Annotated in this window: 19 protein-coding genes and 2 pseudogenes; 3 read left to right on the forward strand and 18 right to left on the reverse strand. The window is 44.3% G+C overall.

Annotated features, from left to right (window positions below):
• Positions 1 to 9 precede the first annotated feature (9 nt).
• The gene (locus tag ASG89_RS22125; RefSeq protein WP_057313243.1) at positions 10 to 444 is read left to right on the forward strand and encodes a dual specificity protein phosphatase family protein; all 435 of its coding nucleotides are present in this window, start codon (positions 10 to 12) and stop codon (positions 442 to 444) included.
• Between the two features lie 227 nt (positions 445 to 671).
• On the opposite strand, the gene ASG89_RS22130 is transcribed toward ASG89_RS22125, so the two are convergent.
• The 5 genes and pseudogenes from ASG89_RS22130 to ASG89_RS22150 all read right to left on the reverse strand — a co-directional run.
• Positions 672 to 1,244, reverse strand: coding sequence for a cupin domain-containing protein (locus tag ASG89_RS22130; RefSeq protein WP_057313244.1), 573 nt, complete (start codon positions 1,242 to 1,244; stop codon positions 672 to 674).
• 450 nt (positions 1,245 to 1,694) lie between these two features.
• A complete protein-coding gene (locus tag ASG89_RS22140) occupies positions 1,695 to 2,093 on the reverse strand; it encodes a hypothetical protein (protein ID WP_057313246.1) in 399 nt (132 codons plus the stop codon).
• Positions 2,094 to 2,100: 7 nt separating this feature from the next.
• A complete protein-coding gene (locus ASG89_RS22145) occupies positions 2,101 to 2,550 on the reverse strand; it encodes a hypothetical protein (RefSeq protein WP_235549879.1) in 450 nt (149 codons plus the stop codon).
• A gap of 212 nt (positions 2,551 to 2,762) precedes the next feature.
• Positions 2,763 to 3,065 carry a hypothetical protein gene (locus ASG89_RS37840; RefSeq protein ID WP_157276764.1) on the reverse strand — a complete coding sequence of 101 codons (303 nt, stop codon included), beginning with the start codon at positions 3,063 to 3,065 and terminating at the stop codon, positions 2,763 to 2,765.
• Between the two features lie 84 nt (positions 3,066 to 3,149).
• A pseudogene (locus tag ASG89_RS22150) lies at positions 3,150 to 3,980 on the reverse strand (DGQHR domain-containing protein); the annotation flags it as partial.
• 294 nt (positions 3,981 to 4,274) lie between these two features.
• On the opposite strand from ASG89_RS22150, the gene ASG89_RS22155 reads away from it, so the two are divergent.
• Complete coding sequence (locus ASG89_RS22155) at positions 4,275 to 4,628, forward strand: helix-turn-helix domain-containing protein (RefSeq protein ID WP_057313248.1); 354 nt, start codon at positions 4,275 to 4,277, stop codon at positions 4,626 to 4,628.
• A gap of 92 nt (positions 4,629 to 4,720) precedes the next feature.
• On the opposite strand, the gene ASG89_RS22160 is transcribed toward ASG89_RS22155, so the two are convergent.
• The 10 genes and pseudogenes from ASG89_RS22160 to ASG89_RS22205 form a co-directional block, all read right to left on the reverse strand.
• Positions 4,721 to 5,176 (reverse strand): hypothetical protein, encoded by a 456-nt coding sequence (locus tag ASG89_RS22160; protein ID WP_057313249.1) that lies wholly within the window; start codon positions 5,174 to 5,176, stop codon positions 4,721 to 4,723.
• Positions 5,173 to 6,420 carry a DNA polymerase IV gene (locus ASG89_RS22165; protein WP_082593502.1) on the reverse strand — a complete coding sequence of 416 codons (1,248 nt, stop codon included), beginning with the start codon at positions 6,418 to 6,420 and terminating at the stop codon, positions 5,173 to 5,175. The genes ASG89_RS22160 and ASG89_RS22165 overlap by 4 nt, the downstream gene beginning before the upstream one ends.
• A 218-nt stretch (positions 6,421 to 6,638) precedes the next feature.
• Positions 6,639 to 7,122, reverse strand: a pseudogene (polYB, locus tag ASG89_RS22170) (DNA polymerase IV); the annotation flags it as partial.
• Complete coding sequence (locus ASG89_RS22175; RefSeq protein WP_063868092.1) at positions 7,119 to 7,490, reverse strand: hypothetical protein; 372 nt, start codon at positions 7,488 to 7,490, stop codon at positions 7,119 to 7,121. The pseudogene polYB and the gene ASG89_RS22175, both read right to left, overlap by 4 nt.
• A gap of 361 nt (positions 7,491 to 7,851) precedes the next feature.
• Positions 7,852 to 8,139, reverse strand: coding sequence for a stage VI sporulation protein F (locus ASG89_RS22180; RefSeq protein ID WP_057313251.1), 288 nt, complete (start codon positions 8,137 to 8,139; stop codon positions 7,852 to 7,854).
• Between the two features lie 372 nt (positions 8,140 to 8,511).
• The gene (locus tag ASG89_RS22185) at positions 8,512 to 8,778 is read right to left on the reverse strand and encodes a DUF1294 domain-containing protein (protein ID WP_235549880.1); all 267 of its coding nucleotides are present in this window, start codon (positions 8,776 to 8,778) and stop codon (positions 8,512 to 8,514) included.
• Positions 8,779 to 8,872: 94 nt separating this feature from the next.
• Positions 8,873 to 10,918, reverse strand: a complete 2,046-nt coding sequence (gene recG, locus ASG89_RS22190; RefSeq protein ID WP_057313252.1) for an ATP-dependent DNA helicase RecG — start codon at positions 10,916 to 10,918, stop codon at positions 8,873 to 8,875.
• Between the two features lie 3 nt (positions 10,919 to 10,921).
• Positions 10,922 to 11,782 (reverse strand): DegV family protein, encoded by an 861-nt coding sequence (locus ASG89_RS22195; protein ID WP_057313253.1) that lies wholly within the window; start codon positions 11,780 to 11,782, stop codon positions 10,922 to 10,924.
• Positions 11,783 to 11,827: 45 nt separating this feature from the next.
• Positions 11,828 to 13,570, reverse strand: coding sequence for a DAK2 domain-containing protein (locus ASG89_RS22200; protein WP_057313254.1), 1,743 nt, complete (start codon positions 13,568 to 13,570; stop codon positions 11,828 to 11,830).
• Positions 13,571 to 13,599: 29 nt separating this feature from the next.
• Entirely contained in the window at positions 13,600 to 13,959 is a 360-nt protein-coding gene (locus ASG89_RS22205) for an Asp23/Gls24 family envelope stress response protein (RefSeq protein WP_057313255.1), read from the reverse strand.
• Positions 13,960 to 14,208: 249 nt separating this feature from the next.
• Here ASG89_RS22205 and rpmB point away from each other — a divergent pair, with 249 nt between their 5' ends.
• Positions 14,209 to 14,397 carry a 50S ribosomal protein L28 gene (gene rpmB / locus ASG89_RS22210; RefSeq protein WP_029197753.1) on the forward strand — a complete coding sequence of 63 codons (189 nt, stop codon included), beginning with the start codon at positions 14,209 to 14,211 and terminating at the stop codon, positions 14,395 to 14,397.
• A gap of 104 nt (positions 14,398 to 14,501) precedes the next feature.
• Here rpmB and spoVM read toward each other — a convergent pair whose 3' ends face one another.
• The 3 genes from spoVM to rpe form a co-directional block, all read right to left on the reverse strand.
• On the reverse strand, positions 14,502 to 14,582 hold the full coding sequence (spoVM, locus tag ASG89_RS22215) for a stage V sporulation protein SpoVM (protein WP_036634233.1): 81 nt from the start codon (positions 14,580 to 14,582) through the stop codon (positions 14,502 to 14,504).
• A 294-nt stretch (positions 14,583 to 14,876) separates the two neighbouring features.
• Entirely contained in the window at positions 14,877 to 15,122 is a 246-nt protein-coding gene (locus tag ASG89_RS22220; protein ID WP_057313256.1) for a hypothetical protein, read from the reverse strand.
• Positions 15,123 to 15,138: 16 nt separating this feature from the next.
• The gene (rpe, locus tag ASG89_RS22225) at positions 15,139 to 15,789 is read right to left on the reverse strand and encodes a ribulose-phosphate 3-epimerase (RefSeq protein ID WP_057313257.1); all 651 of its coding nucleotides are present in this window, start codon (positions 15,787 to 15,789) and stop codon (positions 15,139 to 15,141) included.
• Positions 15,790 to 15,791: the final 2 nt, after the last annotated feature.

The raw sequence follows: 15,791 nt of genomic DNA on the forward strand, positions 1-15,791 counted from the left end.
GAGATTATTATGGAGAAAACTTATCAAGCACTTGTTGATGACAAAATATTTTTTGGTGGAGCTGCAGACGTAGAGGCTATGATTAAAAACGAGAACGTTGAGGTTGTAGTCGATTTGCGTGGTGAAGCTAAGGAGAGTGCCTATCCTACAGATGGCGTAAAATGGCTGCATGTCCCGCTTGGTGACAATGCGGATAGTCCACAGGGCCAACTATTCCAACAAGCTATAAATCACGTTGTAGAGGCTTATAAGAGCGGCAAGAAGGTTGGATTCCATTGCGGTGGTGGAAAAGGGCGTACTGGCGCTGTGGCAATTGGGACTTTGATAGCTTTAGGTAAGAGCGAAAACATCGAAGATGCTGAAAAATTGGCCAAAAGCATTCGCCCAGTTGTTAGTATTAGGCAGCCTCAACGTGAGGCGCTTGAGAAGTTATTTAACAATTAATATTATTGGCCCCTAGCATTTTTTTGCTAAGGGCTTTTTAATAACACCATATAGTTCCATGAAATATAAAGATTTCGCTAATGAATACAATTATTGACCCTATTTATTTTTATGCTGCTCCTAATTTATACAAAAGTTTCTTTATTTAATTAAATCATCAAGTAAGCCAGTATTGGCTTGTTACCGGCTTAGTACCAAAAAAACCTTTCTTTTCCATTGTCATGACATTAGCCTGATTCCGCAGACAATGCATCTCCTTTGGTAACATGAACAGTACCAAATGAATGATTAGGAGGAGCATATATGGAGTAAAGTTTTAGCGGAATATTGCCTGTATTGATTAGATTATGCCATGTTCCTGCAGGTATCATTATTGCAGAATCATCATAGACATTTCTTTCAAAGTGTACAATCTCTTTACTCGTGCCCATTTGAACAATCCCCTGTCCTTGCTCAATACGCAAGAATTGATCAACGTCAGGATGCATTTCCACACCGATATCTTCGCCAACATTGAGACTCATTAATGTAACTTGTAAATGTGTTCCTGTCCAAAGAGCAGTACGATAAGTATTGTTTTGCTTAGTGGCTTCATTGATATTAACTGCAAATGGTTTTGTTCCATAATCTGCTAACAAAATACTTCCGTTACCGTCTGAAGAGCGAATAGATTCAAATCGGTTTGCATGCTCTATCTCGTCAGGAAAAGCCCAAAAAACAGGCTGCCTTCCATAGTTATACATTAGAAAATTTACATAATAAGGATATTTATATTGATTCATATAAGGAACAAAGTACATTTTCCCAATCCCTTCACAGTTTATTAAATTATCCTATGCACTGGTTAAGGGATATGTACATTAATTCAAATAGTCTCTATTTTTTTATAAAGCTTAATAATTAGTTAGAAGCAATAACTTAAAATGGATTGTTGTATTTGTGTCGTAGTAGGTAGTTCTACTGTCTGCCATTCCCTTAGGAAATTTACCACCAAATCCGTGTTCTTCGATTTTTGTGATGCTTTTTTATTGGTCTTATATTGCCCGTTGACTCGCATTTTGAGCGGTTCAACAATGAACACATTAAAAATTGTTGTGATTGTAGCCCCAATCAATGCGCCAACTATTATTGATTTAACATCCAGTCTCACTCACCTCCACAACCATAAAATTCCACGTTTTGGAGAATATTACCTCCGCATTACATTTAGTTATTTTTTAGGCACTTCTGTGTCATTGGACATATGTTCTTTAAATCGAATCTAATGCTTTTGCATACTTTTCAATGTCCATTGCTGGGACAGTACCTAACTTTTGCAATTCCATTAAGAGTTTAAAGAAGAAATAAATTAATGCTTCCTCTTGAGTACTTTTATCTACTGTAATTTCATCACCATAACCTATTTGAAACGAACGTGTTTGTAAAACACACCCTAAATCTATTCTTGAAAACTCATCTAAATTTGAAATGACTTTGTCAAAGCTAGTTCCAAAAGGTTGTTTCCAAGGACTATCCAAGCAAAGAAAACCTGAAAGAATAGTAAAATGCTTAACACCTGAATGTTTAATGATTTCGCGGCTGCCCGATAATTTCTCAATCATTTGTTTTTGAAGACGGTAAAAAATATTTTTCAAATTTGTTTGGTTCATCCTACACCTACCATATCACATAATTCCAACTGGTTTGATTTAACGTTTCACTTGCGTTTTTAGCTATTAGCCCTTTTTCTATTCTGTTTAAATCATCTGAAATACGATTGGCTGAGTTGGCTGGATCGTAGACAATAGCAGAAGTAAAATCTTTTGACAAGTATTCAAACACTTGGACTAAGTTTTTTGCTATTTGTCCTTTTAAACCAAATCTTAATGCCTCAATAACAGTTAGCTCTAAATAAATTGATGGGAAATCTAGATCATTTAGTTTGCGCCATATTTTTATCGCCCGGATTTCGTCCAGTCGATCAGAATTCTTAACTATGTCGATATGCTTATGAATGTTGGTTTGTGTCCAAGTGTCGGCTTTACTTTTATAAAGCGAGTGATAATTTTTATACCCTTTTTGAATTCGTCCTGGAACCAAATCTACATCCAAACCTTTGTACTTCATCCCGATTGAAACGTTTTGCTTACGGGTTTTAAAGCCACTATCAGAAAAATAATCATGAAGCGAGTCGTATAAATATTGAAGTGTATACTTATCTGCAGTGGACTTTAGGGATATAAATAGATCTAAATCGGCACTTCCAATGATATTTGTTTCTTTGGCATACGAACCAGAAAAATAGATATCATCTAAATATTCGTGCGCCCATTTTTGGATTAAGGGACAATCTCCGCAGCTGCTTTATACGGTTCTGAATTTGGACCTGTCTGACCTTTATGTTTAGCGATTACTTTTTTTAGATAGTCATCGACAGTCATATGCTCTCTCCTACTTCGACCTTTTAACAAATAATTCAGTATATTATGACAAATCCTTGCTAATCCTTCTCTTGTACTAAAAGATTGCAACATATTAAAAAAAGAACAGGAAAAATCTATCCAAAGCCACCAAACTATTTTGCCAATTAGTTCAACGCCGCCATGTGAGTCTACTTTATTATCTAAAGACAGAAAGGCCATCCAGATTAAAGGATGGCCTTTTGTTATTTCATGACTATTCGAGCTAATTGAACTGTATGAAAATTATTAACACTATCACCAAAATTAAGCCATCATTTGATCTTTTAACTCCTCGGCTAATTTCTTCGATCCACTTAAGCCTTTTACATACTTTAATGGACCATCCGATGACCACTCCACTGATAATTTATTTACATATTTCATGATAGCCAACAAGTCGACTTGCTTTTTGTTTTCTTTTAGTGACGCACTTAAAACAGTGCTCCCGGCAATAGATAAAGCATCTATAGAAACAATATGAGTTATTCGATAACCCTTATAATCTTTCCATTCGAAAAGAAATTTGTCTCGAAGCGCATTGTAATAAGTAAGAGCCATTTGAATTTTTTCTTCTTTAGGCAAAATACTAATATTTTCATTTTTCATCAAATATGTCAGTGTTCTATATAAATTCTGAAGGGTAACATGCCTTCCTTTAGTTCGTTTCCCAATTATACTTCCAATTAAATTGAAGGGGCTATCTTTTCTAGTCATCATTTCTGTAGCCATCCAACTAATATCGTCGGAATCACGGCGGAGAAATTTACTTAAAGATGTACCTATTCCTTTTGCTTTCGTATTTATAGTATCGAATAGTTTAATTTCCTCGTCCTCATCTAAGCTATGGAAGGCTAGAAACGGAATATTTATATCTGAATTCGTTTCACGTACATACTTTTCTATTCCACCTACGCGGTGTTGCCCATCCATTAGAGAAGCCCTACCTCTGCAAAGCAATCTGCCATATGAAGGGCGTTGTTTATCATAACTAACAAATTCCCAATTAGCTGCAGCGTTCAATAAAATCGGAGTAAAAAGGGCGTCTTCCCCTTTAGATAAGTAATATGCAAAATCTGCACATCTTTTGGCATCAACCGGGCGCTGATATCACTTCCCAGAAGGGTGATCATACGGTTTCACATAAATTAAATTAATTCCAACAGAAGCAGGAAAGTAGCTTTGATATGCAACCCTGCCTCGCATTTTGCACTGGAGTACATTTTCAATAACATACTGCTGTGGAAGCTTACTCATCCTTTTGGCTCCTTGCTATTAGTATAAAGCCATAATAGTTCTTATAAGATCTAAAATCAAATATATATATATATATGTTATAGGTATCTGTAATTTAGACATAGACTCCCCTAGTCTGAAAAAGAGGTGAGTCTCTTGTCCAAACTCTCAAAACATGTTGGAGTAAAAGTGAGAAATTTCCGTAAAAATAGAGGGTTAACCCAAGAACAACTAGGTGAGCTCGTTGAACTCCCTCAATCCTACATTGGTGGCATTGAGCGGGGTGAAAAGAATATCTCATTAGAAACCCTCGAAAGGATTGTTGAAACCCTTAGAGTAGAGCCTAGCAATTTATTCAGTGGTTATGACCTTGCTAATTCGCATTATGAGAGATCAAAGTTATTAGATTCTACATATCTTTTAATTGAACAATGTTCGGACAAAGAACTAGCTTTAATTAAAAAATTAGTGGATGTTGTAATTTCAGAGGTTCGATCTAAAAGCAATTAAAAATTAGTTCAGTGAAACTAAAAACGAGTGTAACTCAGGACTTGTAAGGTCCTAGAGAGCACTCGTTTCTCATTAATATGTGTCCAATAACTTTATTTCAAAAACTCCGAGTACTTCCCTAAACGTCTCATAAGCTCTGCTCGAGCAACATCTCTGACCAAAACAAATTTGTCCTCGTAGCCGCGGCAGATGTAGTTGTACCTCAGATTTGAATCCATCATTTCGTCTTCAAACACCTTAATATTTCGTTCTTTCAACAGCTTCCGCACTGCTTGAATGTCATTTGTTATGAGATTTTGAATGATATTCGCCGCCTTAACAAAGATCGTTCTCATGGAGTAAGAGGTTCTTTCTATTTCCTGTTTATTCTTTTCCACTATTGAAAGCAACATCGGGAGTAACACGAAATCCCTAATAGCTTCCAATTCCTCTTTCGTAGGCATTGTAGTTTGGGTTTGTTGTTGATTCCTCTGCTGAAGTGCAGCACTATGTTCTGGTGACATGAACTTCGTGCTCCATCTACCGTTTCCATCAAGTAGTTTGCTCAAGCATAATGTCCCCCTATCATGATTGCCCGTTCTCTGGCTTGTGCAGTTTCCATCAGTGAAGAAGCTCTAATAATTGCTGCACCACCAAATCTGTCTTTAATGCTATCCTGAGCTTGGGCGAGCCTAAGATTTCTTTCGATATCCTCGAATAAATCGAGCTGATGAGTGCTATCGTCTGTCAATTGAGATAGGTCTACAGCTAAATGCGTGAGGGGATCTCCGTTCCAATGTTTCTTGAACAATTCGCGCGCTGCTGAAACAACATGATGCTCTAGGCAAGTCGGCGAAGGTAGTGTCATTTGCCTCGAAAATCCCCTTTTCATCGTCCCGGCGCTAACTGTTACTACACGCCCCATACTATTTTGCCGTCTGCTTGTTCGGCAAACTTCAATCACTAATTCAATCATTAGCGGCTCGATGTCCTCCATTGTTTGGTATTTCGTTGACTGTACCGTTCTGCCTCGAGTAATGGATTGCGGCTTCGCAAAAGCTCTTGCAACGACTGGGCTGGGATCAATGCCCCGCGCTGTTTGCCAATAATATTCGGCTTTGATATCGCTTTGTCGTCCCATCCTAATCCGCATGCGCCTTTTGAATTCTCCAAGCTCTAACCGCGCTATATCACCGATAGTATTCAATCCCATTTTTACAAAGTGAGCAGTCATCCGAGACCCAACCATGTACATTTGTGAGACAGGTAACGGCCATAGTATGGACTCGACCTGATCTACTGGCAATTCGAAAACGCCACTTTCGCTCTTCTTCGCGAAGTGGTCAGTGGCCATTTTCGCGATCACTTTGTTTGAAGAGATACCGGCACGAATCCAAACGCCCGTTGAAAGCATAACTTTTGTTTGCATCTGGCGTGCAATTTCTACTGGTGATCCGAAAAGCGACGTTGAACCTGTCACATCAACAAATTGCTCATCAATGCTCCATGGCTCAACCAAGTCGGTAAAGGTTTCATAAATCTCCGTAATGAGTGTAGAGACATCAATGTACGTCTTCATTCTTGGTCGGACTATAGTAAGATCTGGGCAAACAGCAAGAGCTTCAAAATTTCGCATCGCAGTTGATACGCCATAAGATTTCGCAATGGGACAAGCAGCTAATACAATACCGCTCTTACGGGCAGGGTCACCAACCGCTATGGGTTTATTACAAAGCTCAGGGTGCGCCGCTTTCTCCACACTAGCATAAAAGCTTTGACAGTCCACAAGCATAATAGCTCGTTCTGATTTCATAGTCACACCACCCCAATAGAGAACGTACATTCGCGTTAATTATTATATGCCATTCTCTGTATTTATTTACCTTAATAAAATTCATTTTCGATCATTTTTCTTTTTATAGTCAAAATTGCGTTTCGCAATTATGTACATGAGTGTTTACTAAAAATATCCCTGATACATAAAGGATTTTATTAAATTTCTCTATTCTGTACATGAATTTTTGGTAGTCTTGTTGCCATTTTCGCCAGGATTTTATTGGAACTAATCCCCACCCGAAGCTTAACACCCGTTTGTTTGAGCACCTTATACTGCAGACTTCTCGCTACCTGCTCCGCATCCAAAGAGCGGCAGGCTCCCTGTGACATCAAGGAACTGCTCATCGATGCTGAAAATTTCAACGAGATCTGTAAATTCCTGATAAATGCTCGTAATCATCAGCGAAATATCAATGTAATGCTGCATCCTAGGCCGCATAACAATCAGCTCAGGGCACTTCTTGAGCGCTTCACCCAATCGTTCAGCGGTCGATACACCATATCCTTTGGCAACAGGGCAGGCGGCCAAAATAATGCCTGACCGGAGCGCAGGGTCTCCTGCAACAGCAACCGGCTTATTCTCTAGACCTGGATGTTCAGCCTTCTCTACACTTGCGTAGAAGCTCTGACAATCCGCCAAGAAGATCGTTCGTTCCCCACCCTTGTTCCCTTTACTCATCGCAATTCCCCCCGCATATTCATCAGCATAGTCATAAGCTCAGCCTTGACCAAACTACGAAGCATCGTGAAATGATGAATGTAACCTCGAACTTTGTATTCAACCTGAATCCCTAAAGCATTCATTTCCGTGTGAATCACCTTAATCTCTCGCTGCTTCATCTTGCTTTTCAACTGCTGTAATTCTGGATAAATCCCCATCTCAACCTCTCTGAGATAGAAAAGAATATGATTATAAACAATTTTATCTTTATAAACCTTAAGCTCCTCCATATCTCTTGCCAGCATATCAAGCAAAATCGGCAACAGTGTATATTCCTTAATCATTTGAACATCCTCTTCTGTCTCTACTCTTGAAGTACCACTCATGTTCTCACCACCATATGCGAACATATATTCGTTTTTCCATATTATATACCGAACACGTATTCGTTATGCAAGTAGTTTTTTGGAGATTTTCCTGCTAATAAAAGGATGAACTACAGTTAATTTCAATTATTTTACCTATTTTTACCTATTTATCGAAAAATGGGCGAATCACCTCGGACGAGTGCCTTTCGCAGCTATTCGATTACATGCGGTTTACTCGCACCTGACTTGTCCCGCTTAGATGAACAGGTGCCGCTCAAACTTTGTGTCACTCCTTTCTACGCCTTTAGTCCCTAATCGGCATAGAAAAACGCCACAATCAGGGCATTTCTGCTCTGCAAGTGGCGTTTTCAGCGTGCACCTAACGAAATATGGACCATAATCGAATTAAGTGAAACGTGTTATTCGGATCAATCTTTTGCGCAAGGATAAACGTTAAAATCTGGTGTGTCTGATTCCCGCTGAGTTTCTCACCGAAAATACCTGCGGCAAGACCAATTAGGCGTGTAACTTTCGCCGTGTTTTGTAAATCTGCCTTCGTGATGCCTTGCAGCAGCATTTTGATACGTTCTTTCACCTCTGGGTTTTTCATCTTGAATTTTATACGCTCCACGAGCGCAGGATCGATGCCATATTGCTGATAACTCATCCCCGCACCTCCGATACCCGTCATGCTCCTATCTTATGAGTGAATATAGGCAAACTTGACTGAGGTGGATGCATATAAGAAAAACCTATGACGATAGATTAAGCGGTACAAGACAATTTGCAGTAAAATGATCGCGCTACGCGGATGGCTCCCCCCACCTCTATGCGGGCAACGTGCGCGGATCCGGGGGGAACGTTATGGCGCCCACACACATGGCGGTGATGTCATATAAATGGGAAAAGTACAGTTAAATTCGAGCCATTTATCGAAATAACAAATATGGGGTTCGAGAGCTCCGGATGTTAGGTGCTTCGGGGGTAGCCCTGCCACCTAACAAAAACAGCCACCGTTTCCGGCAGCTGTCCCCTTCATTTACACATACATGGCGATGAAAATGACGCAGATGCAATTTAACGCAATAAGCAGTGGAAAGCCCACAACAAACGAAGTATGCTTCGTCTTGTGACGCCACATCCGCATGCCAAGCCAACCGCCTATCCCACCGCCGAGAGCAGCAAGTAGAAACAGGCGTTTTTCGGGTACGCGGCGTCCGCCTTTTTTGGCCTGCCCTTTGTCATGTCCCATCTCAATAAACGTAATGATATTCATCAACAATAAATAAATGAGGAAATAAGTCACGACCGTACACCTTCGTTCTCCTAAAATAGTGCAGCTACTCCTATCTTAAAAGGGAACGCGCTAGGGGTCAACTTGTGTCGCCGCCCATTATCTACTAATCTAGCACTTCGCTGTCAAAAATATGAGCCCGCTCTAAATACGCCCTCAGCGGCATAAAAGAAGCCCCCGTCCAGAAGGACGAGTCGCCGACTAACTCGGCTGCATCATCTCGCGCCTGCTCCATGATTTCGAAATCAGCCATCATATCGGCGATGCGAAACTCCGGCAGCCCGCTCTGCTTGGTGCCGAAGAAGTCCCCCGGCCCGCGCAACTCGAGATCGCGCCGGGCAATCTCGAAGCCGTCGGTGGTCTCCGTCATCGCCTTCATGCGCTCCTTGCCGACCTCCGTCTTCGGATCGGCGATGAGCACACAGAAAGACTGGTGCTCGCCCCGCCCGACCCGGCCGCGCAGCTGGTGCAGCTGCGACAGCCCGAAGCGGTCGGCGTCGTAGATCACCATCAGCGTAGCGTTCGGCACGTCCACGCCCACCTCGATCACCGTGGTCGATACAAGCGCCTCCACGGTGCCTTCCTTGAAGGCGCGCATGATCGCTTCCTTCTCCTGCGCACTCATACGCCCGTGCAGCAAGCCGATCCGCATCTGCGGAAAATGCTGCTGCAACTGAATGTGGACGTCGATCGCATTCTGCACGTCCAGCTTGTCCGACTCCTCGATGAGTGGACAAATCACATAAGCCTGCCGACCTGCGGCCACCTCGCGCTGAATGAAGCCGAGCACACGCTCCAGCATCGCGTGTTGAACCGCGTACGTCTTGATCGGCTTGCGCCCCTTCGGCAGCTCGCGCAGCGTCGACACGTCCATGTCGCCGAAGGCCGTAATGGCCAGTGTGCGCGGGATCGGCGTCGCCGTCATCGTCAGTACGTCCGGATTCATCCCTTTGCGCCTCAGGATGCTGCGCTGATTCACCCCAAAGCGATGCTGCTCGTCCGTAACAACTAGGCCTAACTGGCGGAAATACACATCCTCTTGAATCAACGCATGAGTCCCGACCAACACATGGATCAAGCCCATCTGCAAAGAGGCCAGCAGCTCCCGTCGCTGGCGGTCTGTGGAGCTTCCGGTCAGCAAAGCGACCTGCAGCCCATACGGCTCGAACAACGTGCTGAGCGAGCGATTATGCTGCTCAGCGAGAATCTCCGTCGGCACCATCAGTGCGCCTTGGTAGCCCGCCTTCACCGTCGCGTACAACCCGATAGCCGCGACGATCGTCTTCCCCGCACCGACATCGCCCTGCAGCAGTCGGTTCATCGCGTAGGGCTCCTGCATGTCATGCAGGAGCTCACCAACGACCTTCTTCTGCGACTCCGTCAGCTGGAAGGGGAGCGCGCGCACGAAGGCGCGCACAGCAGGTAGATCTACCTGCTGCTTCAAGCCATCCGTGCGGCTGCGCGTCACCGCCCGGTAAGCCTGGATCTTGAGCTGGAAGAGGAACAGCTCCTCATACACCATGCGCCTGCGCGCCTGCTTGCCCTCCTCCACGCCACTCGGCGTGTGGATGACAGCCAGCGCTTTGCTGCGCGGCATAAACCCGTACCTGCCGGTAATGACCGCCGGCAGCACTTCACTAATCATGGCGCTGTACTGTGTCAGCGCCTGTCCAATCACTTTACGCATCCATTTCTGCGTAATCGAGCCCGCAACCGAATACACCGGCTGAATCGTGCCGGTATTCGACTCCCCTTGTCCGGGGAACTCCGAATCGGACACACTCATTTGCCGCCGCTTGGCGTCCCATTTGCCAGTCAGGATAATCTCCTGCTGTGGCCGCAAGCGATCCTTCAGGAAATGGCGGTTAAACCACACCGCCGTCAACAAGAAATCATCGACCATCACCTTACAGGATAGGCGAGATTTGCCGCTGTAGCGCTGCAAGACCGGCTCGCCGATGATATAGCCCTTCACGGTGACACGGTCCCCATCCTTCACACTGGCAAGATCCCGAACCGTATAATCCTCATACCGGAACGGAATATACTCCAGCAAATCCATAACCGTAAAAACGCCCATGGCGTTTAGCTCAAGTGCTTTTTGAGCGCCAACTCCATGGACTTCACGTACTTGACATTGATTTAAATCCATCTCTTACACCGTACTTACGAAGGCTGCAATCGTACCTGGTCCAGCGTGTGCGCCAATGACAGGTCCTAGGGTAATATAATCCACGTGCTCCACAGCAAACCGCTGCACGATGGCCTCCCGCAGCTGCTCCGCACCTTCCAAATTATTAGCATGAGCAATATGCAGCGAGCGAATCGTCTTGTCCGACACATCCGCCGCTAACAGTTCAAGAATGCGTGCAATCGCCTTTTTGTTACCACGAACCTTATCAACAACGCTTACTTCACCTGCGCTGTCCAACGAAAGAATTGGCTTAATGTTCAATAAAGAACCAAAGAGAGCCGATGCCTTGCCAATTCGACCACCCTTTTGAAGAAACTCCAGCGTATCAACAAGGAAGTATATATAAAAGTTCGCTCGCATGGTCTGAACCAACGCTACAACTTCATCGACGCTCTTGCCTGCCTGAACTGCCTCAGCAGCAGCCACAACAAGTGCGCCAATGCCATACGAAGCAGAGCAGGAATCCACGACGTGAACCTTGCCGAGCTGATCGCCCTCTAACAGACTAGAAGCCAGCTCAGCCGTCCTGTACGTTCCACTCAACACAGAAGACAAATGAATAGAGATGACCTCTGTATCGGGTTCTTCTAACAGGCTTTGATATACGTCCAGAAACTCACCTGGTGACGGCGTTGATGTTGTTGGGAAATGCGCAGATGACGTCAGCTTGCGGTAGAAGTCCTCCGACTGAAGCGTCACTGTATCCAGATACTGATCTTCGCCAAAATTAATTTTGAGCGGCACCATTTCGATGTTCAACGCTTCTCTGACAGCCAATGGAATATCGGCCGTGCTATCCGTTACAATACGAATATTTGTCACAGGGCTCACTCCAATCACGAATTTACACTACCTGCTTATACGATCCTATTCAACAGAGAATAGGTAAGCATATAAGGGTTGTCCACCAGGATGAAGCTCAATTTCCATATCCGGGTACATCGTCTGAATGAAAGCTTCTAGCTCTCCCGTGCCTTCCTCAGTCGCATCTTCGCCCGTTAGAATCGTTACGATTTCGCTGCCTTCATCGATCATTTCCTCCAACAGCTTCTTGCACGCGTCCATCAGACTTGGCTGCGAAGAGACAATCCGGCCATCTTGAATACCGATGAAATGACCCTGTTTAATATCTATCCCATCCATGTTGGTATCACGCACGGCATACGTCACTTGACCGGACTTCACACGTCGCAGCGACTCGTTCATCGCATCCGTATTCGTCTGTGCATCCGCCTTCTCCTGGAAAGCCAGAATGGCTGCTAGTCCTTGCGGAATGGATTTCGATGGGATGACGATAAGTGTTTTATTATCGACCAGTTCCACCGCTTGCTGCGCGGCCAAAATAATGTTCGAGTTGTTCGGAAGCACATAAATCGTGTCCGCATCAATGCTGTTCACAGCGTTCACGATATCCTCTGTACTCGGGTTCATCGTTTGTCCGCCAGACAGTACGACATCCACGCCAACACTGGATAAAATGTCTGTGATTCCGTCACCTAGTGCAACTGCAACGAAGCCATACGGCTTATTTGGCACTGTGATTACTGCAACTGCAGCAGGACTCACGACAGGAGCCTCATACCCATGCGTCACGTCTTCTACTATATGTGAATGCTGATCACGCATATTTTCGATTTTGATCCGGCTAAGTGCGCCGTAATTCATCGCTTGATTCATTACCTCGCCTGGATATTCCGCATGAATATGCACCTTCACGAGCTCTTCATCAGCAACAACAAGGAGCGAATCTCCCAGCTTGCTAAGCTGCTCACGGAAGATACCTTCGTCAAACGTAAAGCCCTTTACCTTGCCTGGAGCAATCGTCAGCATAAATTCCGTACAATAGCCGAACTCGATATCTTCCGTCGCTAGATGGGCTTGTGCTGGCATATGAGCATGTACTTCTTTGGCCAGGTTCATGCCAGGAAGAAGAGATACCTCACCTAGATTCGTATCCATCGTAGCAAAGTCCTCATCGACTTGTACCAAACCGCCGTTTAACGACGTAACGAAGCCTTCGTAGACACAGACAAGACCTTGGCCTCCCGCATCAACAACGCCGACCTGTTTAAGAATCGCAAGTTGATCTGGTGTTTTCGCCAGTGCTTCCTTCGCTCTGCCCAAAACCTCGTTCATCAAATCCAATACATCGCTGCTGCGGCGGAATTGAACGGCATGTTTAGCGGCTTCCTTGGATACCGTTAAAATCGTGCCTTCAACCGGTTTCACAACCGCCTTATACGCTGTTTCTACACCTTGCTGCAAGGCAGCAGCGAACTGCTGACCATTCACACTTTCTAAATCATGCACATGTTTCGCGAATCCGCGGAACAATTGGGACAAAATCACACCGGAATTGCCTCTTGCGCCCATCAGTAACCCTTTGGACAATGCATCAGCTGCTTTCCCAATATGAGAAGATGGCTTCTTCTTCAGTTCCTCACAGCCTGCTGTGAGTGTTAAATTCATGTTGGTGCCAGTATCTCCATCGGGTACAGGGAATACGTTCAATCCGTTAACCTTATCTACATTCCTGCGAAGGTTATCCGCACCCGCCAAGACCATGGCAGTGAAGTCATTTCCATTTATTGAAATAAAGCGCTTACTCAAAGTGATTCCCCTTCCTGGTTATCGGGCTTTTATTTGGCCACTCGCACGCCTTGAACGAAGATGTTCACGTCGTCTACTTGCAGTCCTACAACTTCATTTAAAATATATTTGACTTTCGTTTGGACATTCCCTGCTACTACGGATATTTTGGTTCCATAGCTGACAATAATATAAAGATCGATTTCAAGTCGCCCGTTCTCTTTGCGAACTTCGACACCGCGGCTCAAATTGTCTCGACCTAGCAGCTCAGCTATACCATCCTTCAATTGCTTTCTCGTTGCCATGCCTACAAGTCCATAGCAATCTAATGCAGCAGATCCGGCCAGAGTTGAAATCACTTCATTGGTAATATACACTTTTCCATACTCGGTTGTGAGTTCAATCGGCATTATGTAACAACTCCTTCAAGTTTCGCTTTACCAAGACTAATCTTCATTGTACTATAACATACTTCATAAATAAACGGCAAAAATGCAGCTAATTCGTTGACTAGGCTCCTTTTGCTATGCTATTATGTTTAAGTGTGTTTTTGCTGGTTACGTTTACGTATCACAAGTAAAAATTTGAGGAATACTGTCATGTCAAGCTTAGGCTTGCCACCCAGGCTTCTTTGTATACTGCCGAAGGAGGTGTCAAACATGTCCCGCAAATGTTTCATTACAGGTAAAAGTCCTAGTTCAGGAAATCACGTGTCCCACGCTAACAATAAAAACAAGCGTACTTGGGGAGTTAACGTTCAAAAGGTTCGCATCCTCGTTGATGGTAAACCGAAACGGGTTTACGTAAGTACTCGTGCGTTGAAATCCGGAAAAGTGGCTCGCGTTTAATTCGTAGCTATGGATACTTAACTTACTTATGTGAATGACAAAAAGCACCTTAATCGGTGCTTTTTTTGCATTCCTGGGGAGAATGACGTAAGTATGGGCAAATCTTAGTTTTTACTAAATGTATTAAGTACGGCTTTCACGAATCCTCCCAAAAATCTCGGCAGTTTGATTGTGTAGAATTTCATTCTCTACCCCTCCTTAGAATTATCGTCAGCGCACTGACACTCGTTCAAGCATTCACTTCGCGGCCCGTCAGCCGCCTCATCCACAAGCTTCTGCTTGTTCTAGCGCCAGTTCACTGACTTTCTTGAGCAAACGCTTCACAACGTGCATGACTGCTCCTAAACATCATTACAACAGTGTATGCCCAGAGCGTAGAAAAAGTGCCTTCTATTTTTACTTCCTCCCACAATTCAGTTGCTTCCAGAAAGCAAAAAAAGCTACAAGAGCGCATCACTCTTGTAACTATATGTATGCGACTATGGAGCGGTTATGCCCACCTCATTGTACAATGCAACAATTAAACTGAAAAGGAAATAGAAAAATACCGAGATGACGATAAACCATACGCGGAAGCTTATTTGTTCAAATCGACGGAAGAACCGCATCCCTACGTAGAGAGCGCCAAGCGAGAAAATGTACTTCACAAAATCGTCTATCGTTGAAAAACACGTCAATAACACCGCGCAAAGCAGACTGTACATCAGTAACCAGAGAAATCTCATTGTCCTTTGTCCCCTTTTAGCCGCGTATTCGTCGAATGGCCTCAGTACGGTCCTGTTGCCCGAATACGGCATTGCCGGCTACCAAAACATCAGCCCCCGCCTCCATGACCTGACGAGCTGTTATCTCGTTGATACCGCCGTCTACTTCGATGTGAAGCCCTGTGAGACCCTTCGCATTCGCCTGCTCACGCAGCGCGCGAATTTTACTCAGCATCCCAGGGATGAACGCCTGCCCACCAAAGCCTGGATTGACCGTCATGATTAGCACGAGATCCAAGTGCTCATCGAGCACTTGCTCAATGAGCGAAATGGGTGTAGCAGGATTCAACACAACGCCAGCTTTAATCCCGCTTTGTTTAATAAGGTCAAGCGTCCGGTGCAGATGCGTACAGGCTTCTACATGCACAGAAATCAGATCCGCACCAGCCTTTACAAAATCAGGAATATATCGGTCCGGCTTTTCGATCATCAAATGAACATCAAGCGGCAGCTTGGTGACTGGACGAATCGCGTCAACAACCAATGGACCAATCGTAATATTGGGCACAAAATGTCCATCCATAACGTCGACATGAATCCAGTCCGCTCCGCCGTGCTCTACTGCCTTAATCTCATCGCCAAGCTTGGCAAAATCGGCAGATAAAATAGAAGGTGCTACATATACCATTA

Source organism: Paenibacillus sp. Soil766 (assembly GCF_001428105.1).
In the GTDB taxonomy this organism is placed as follows: Bacteria; Bacillota; Bacilli; order Paenibacillales; family NBRC-103111; genus Paenibacillus_E.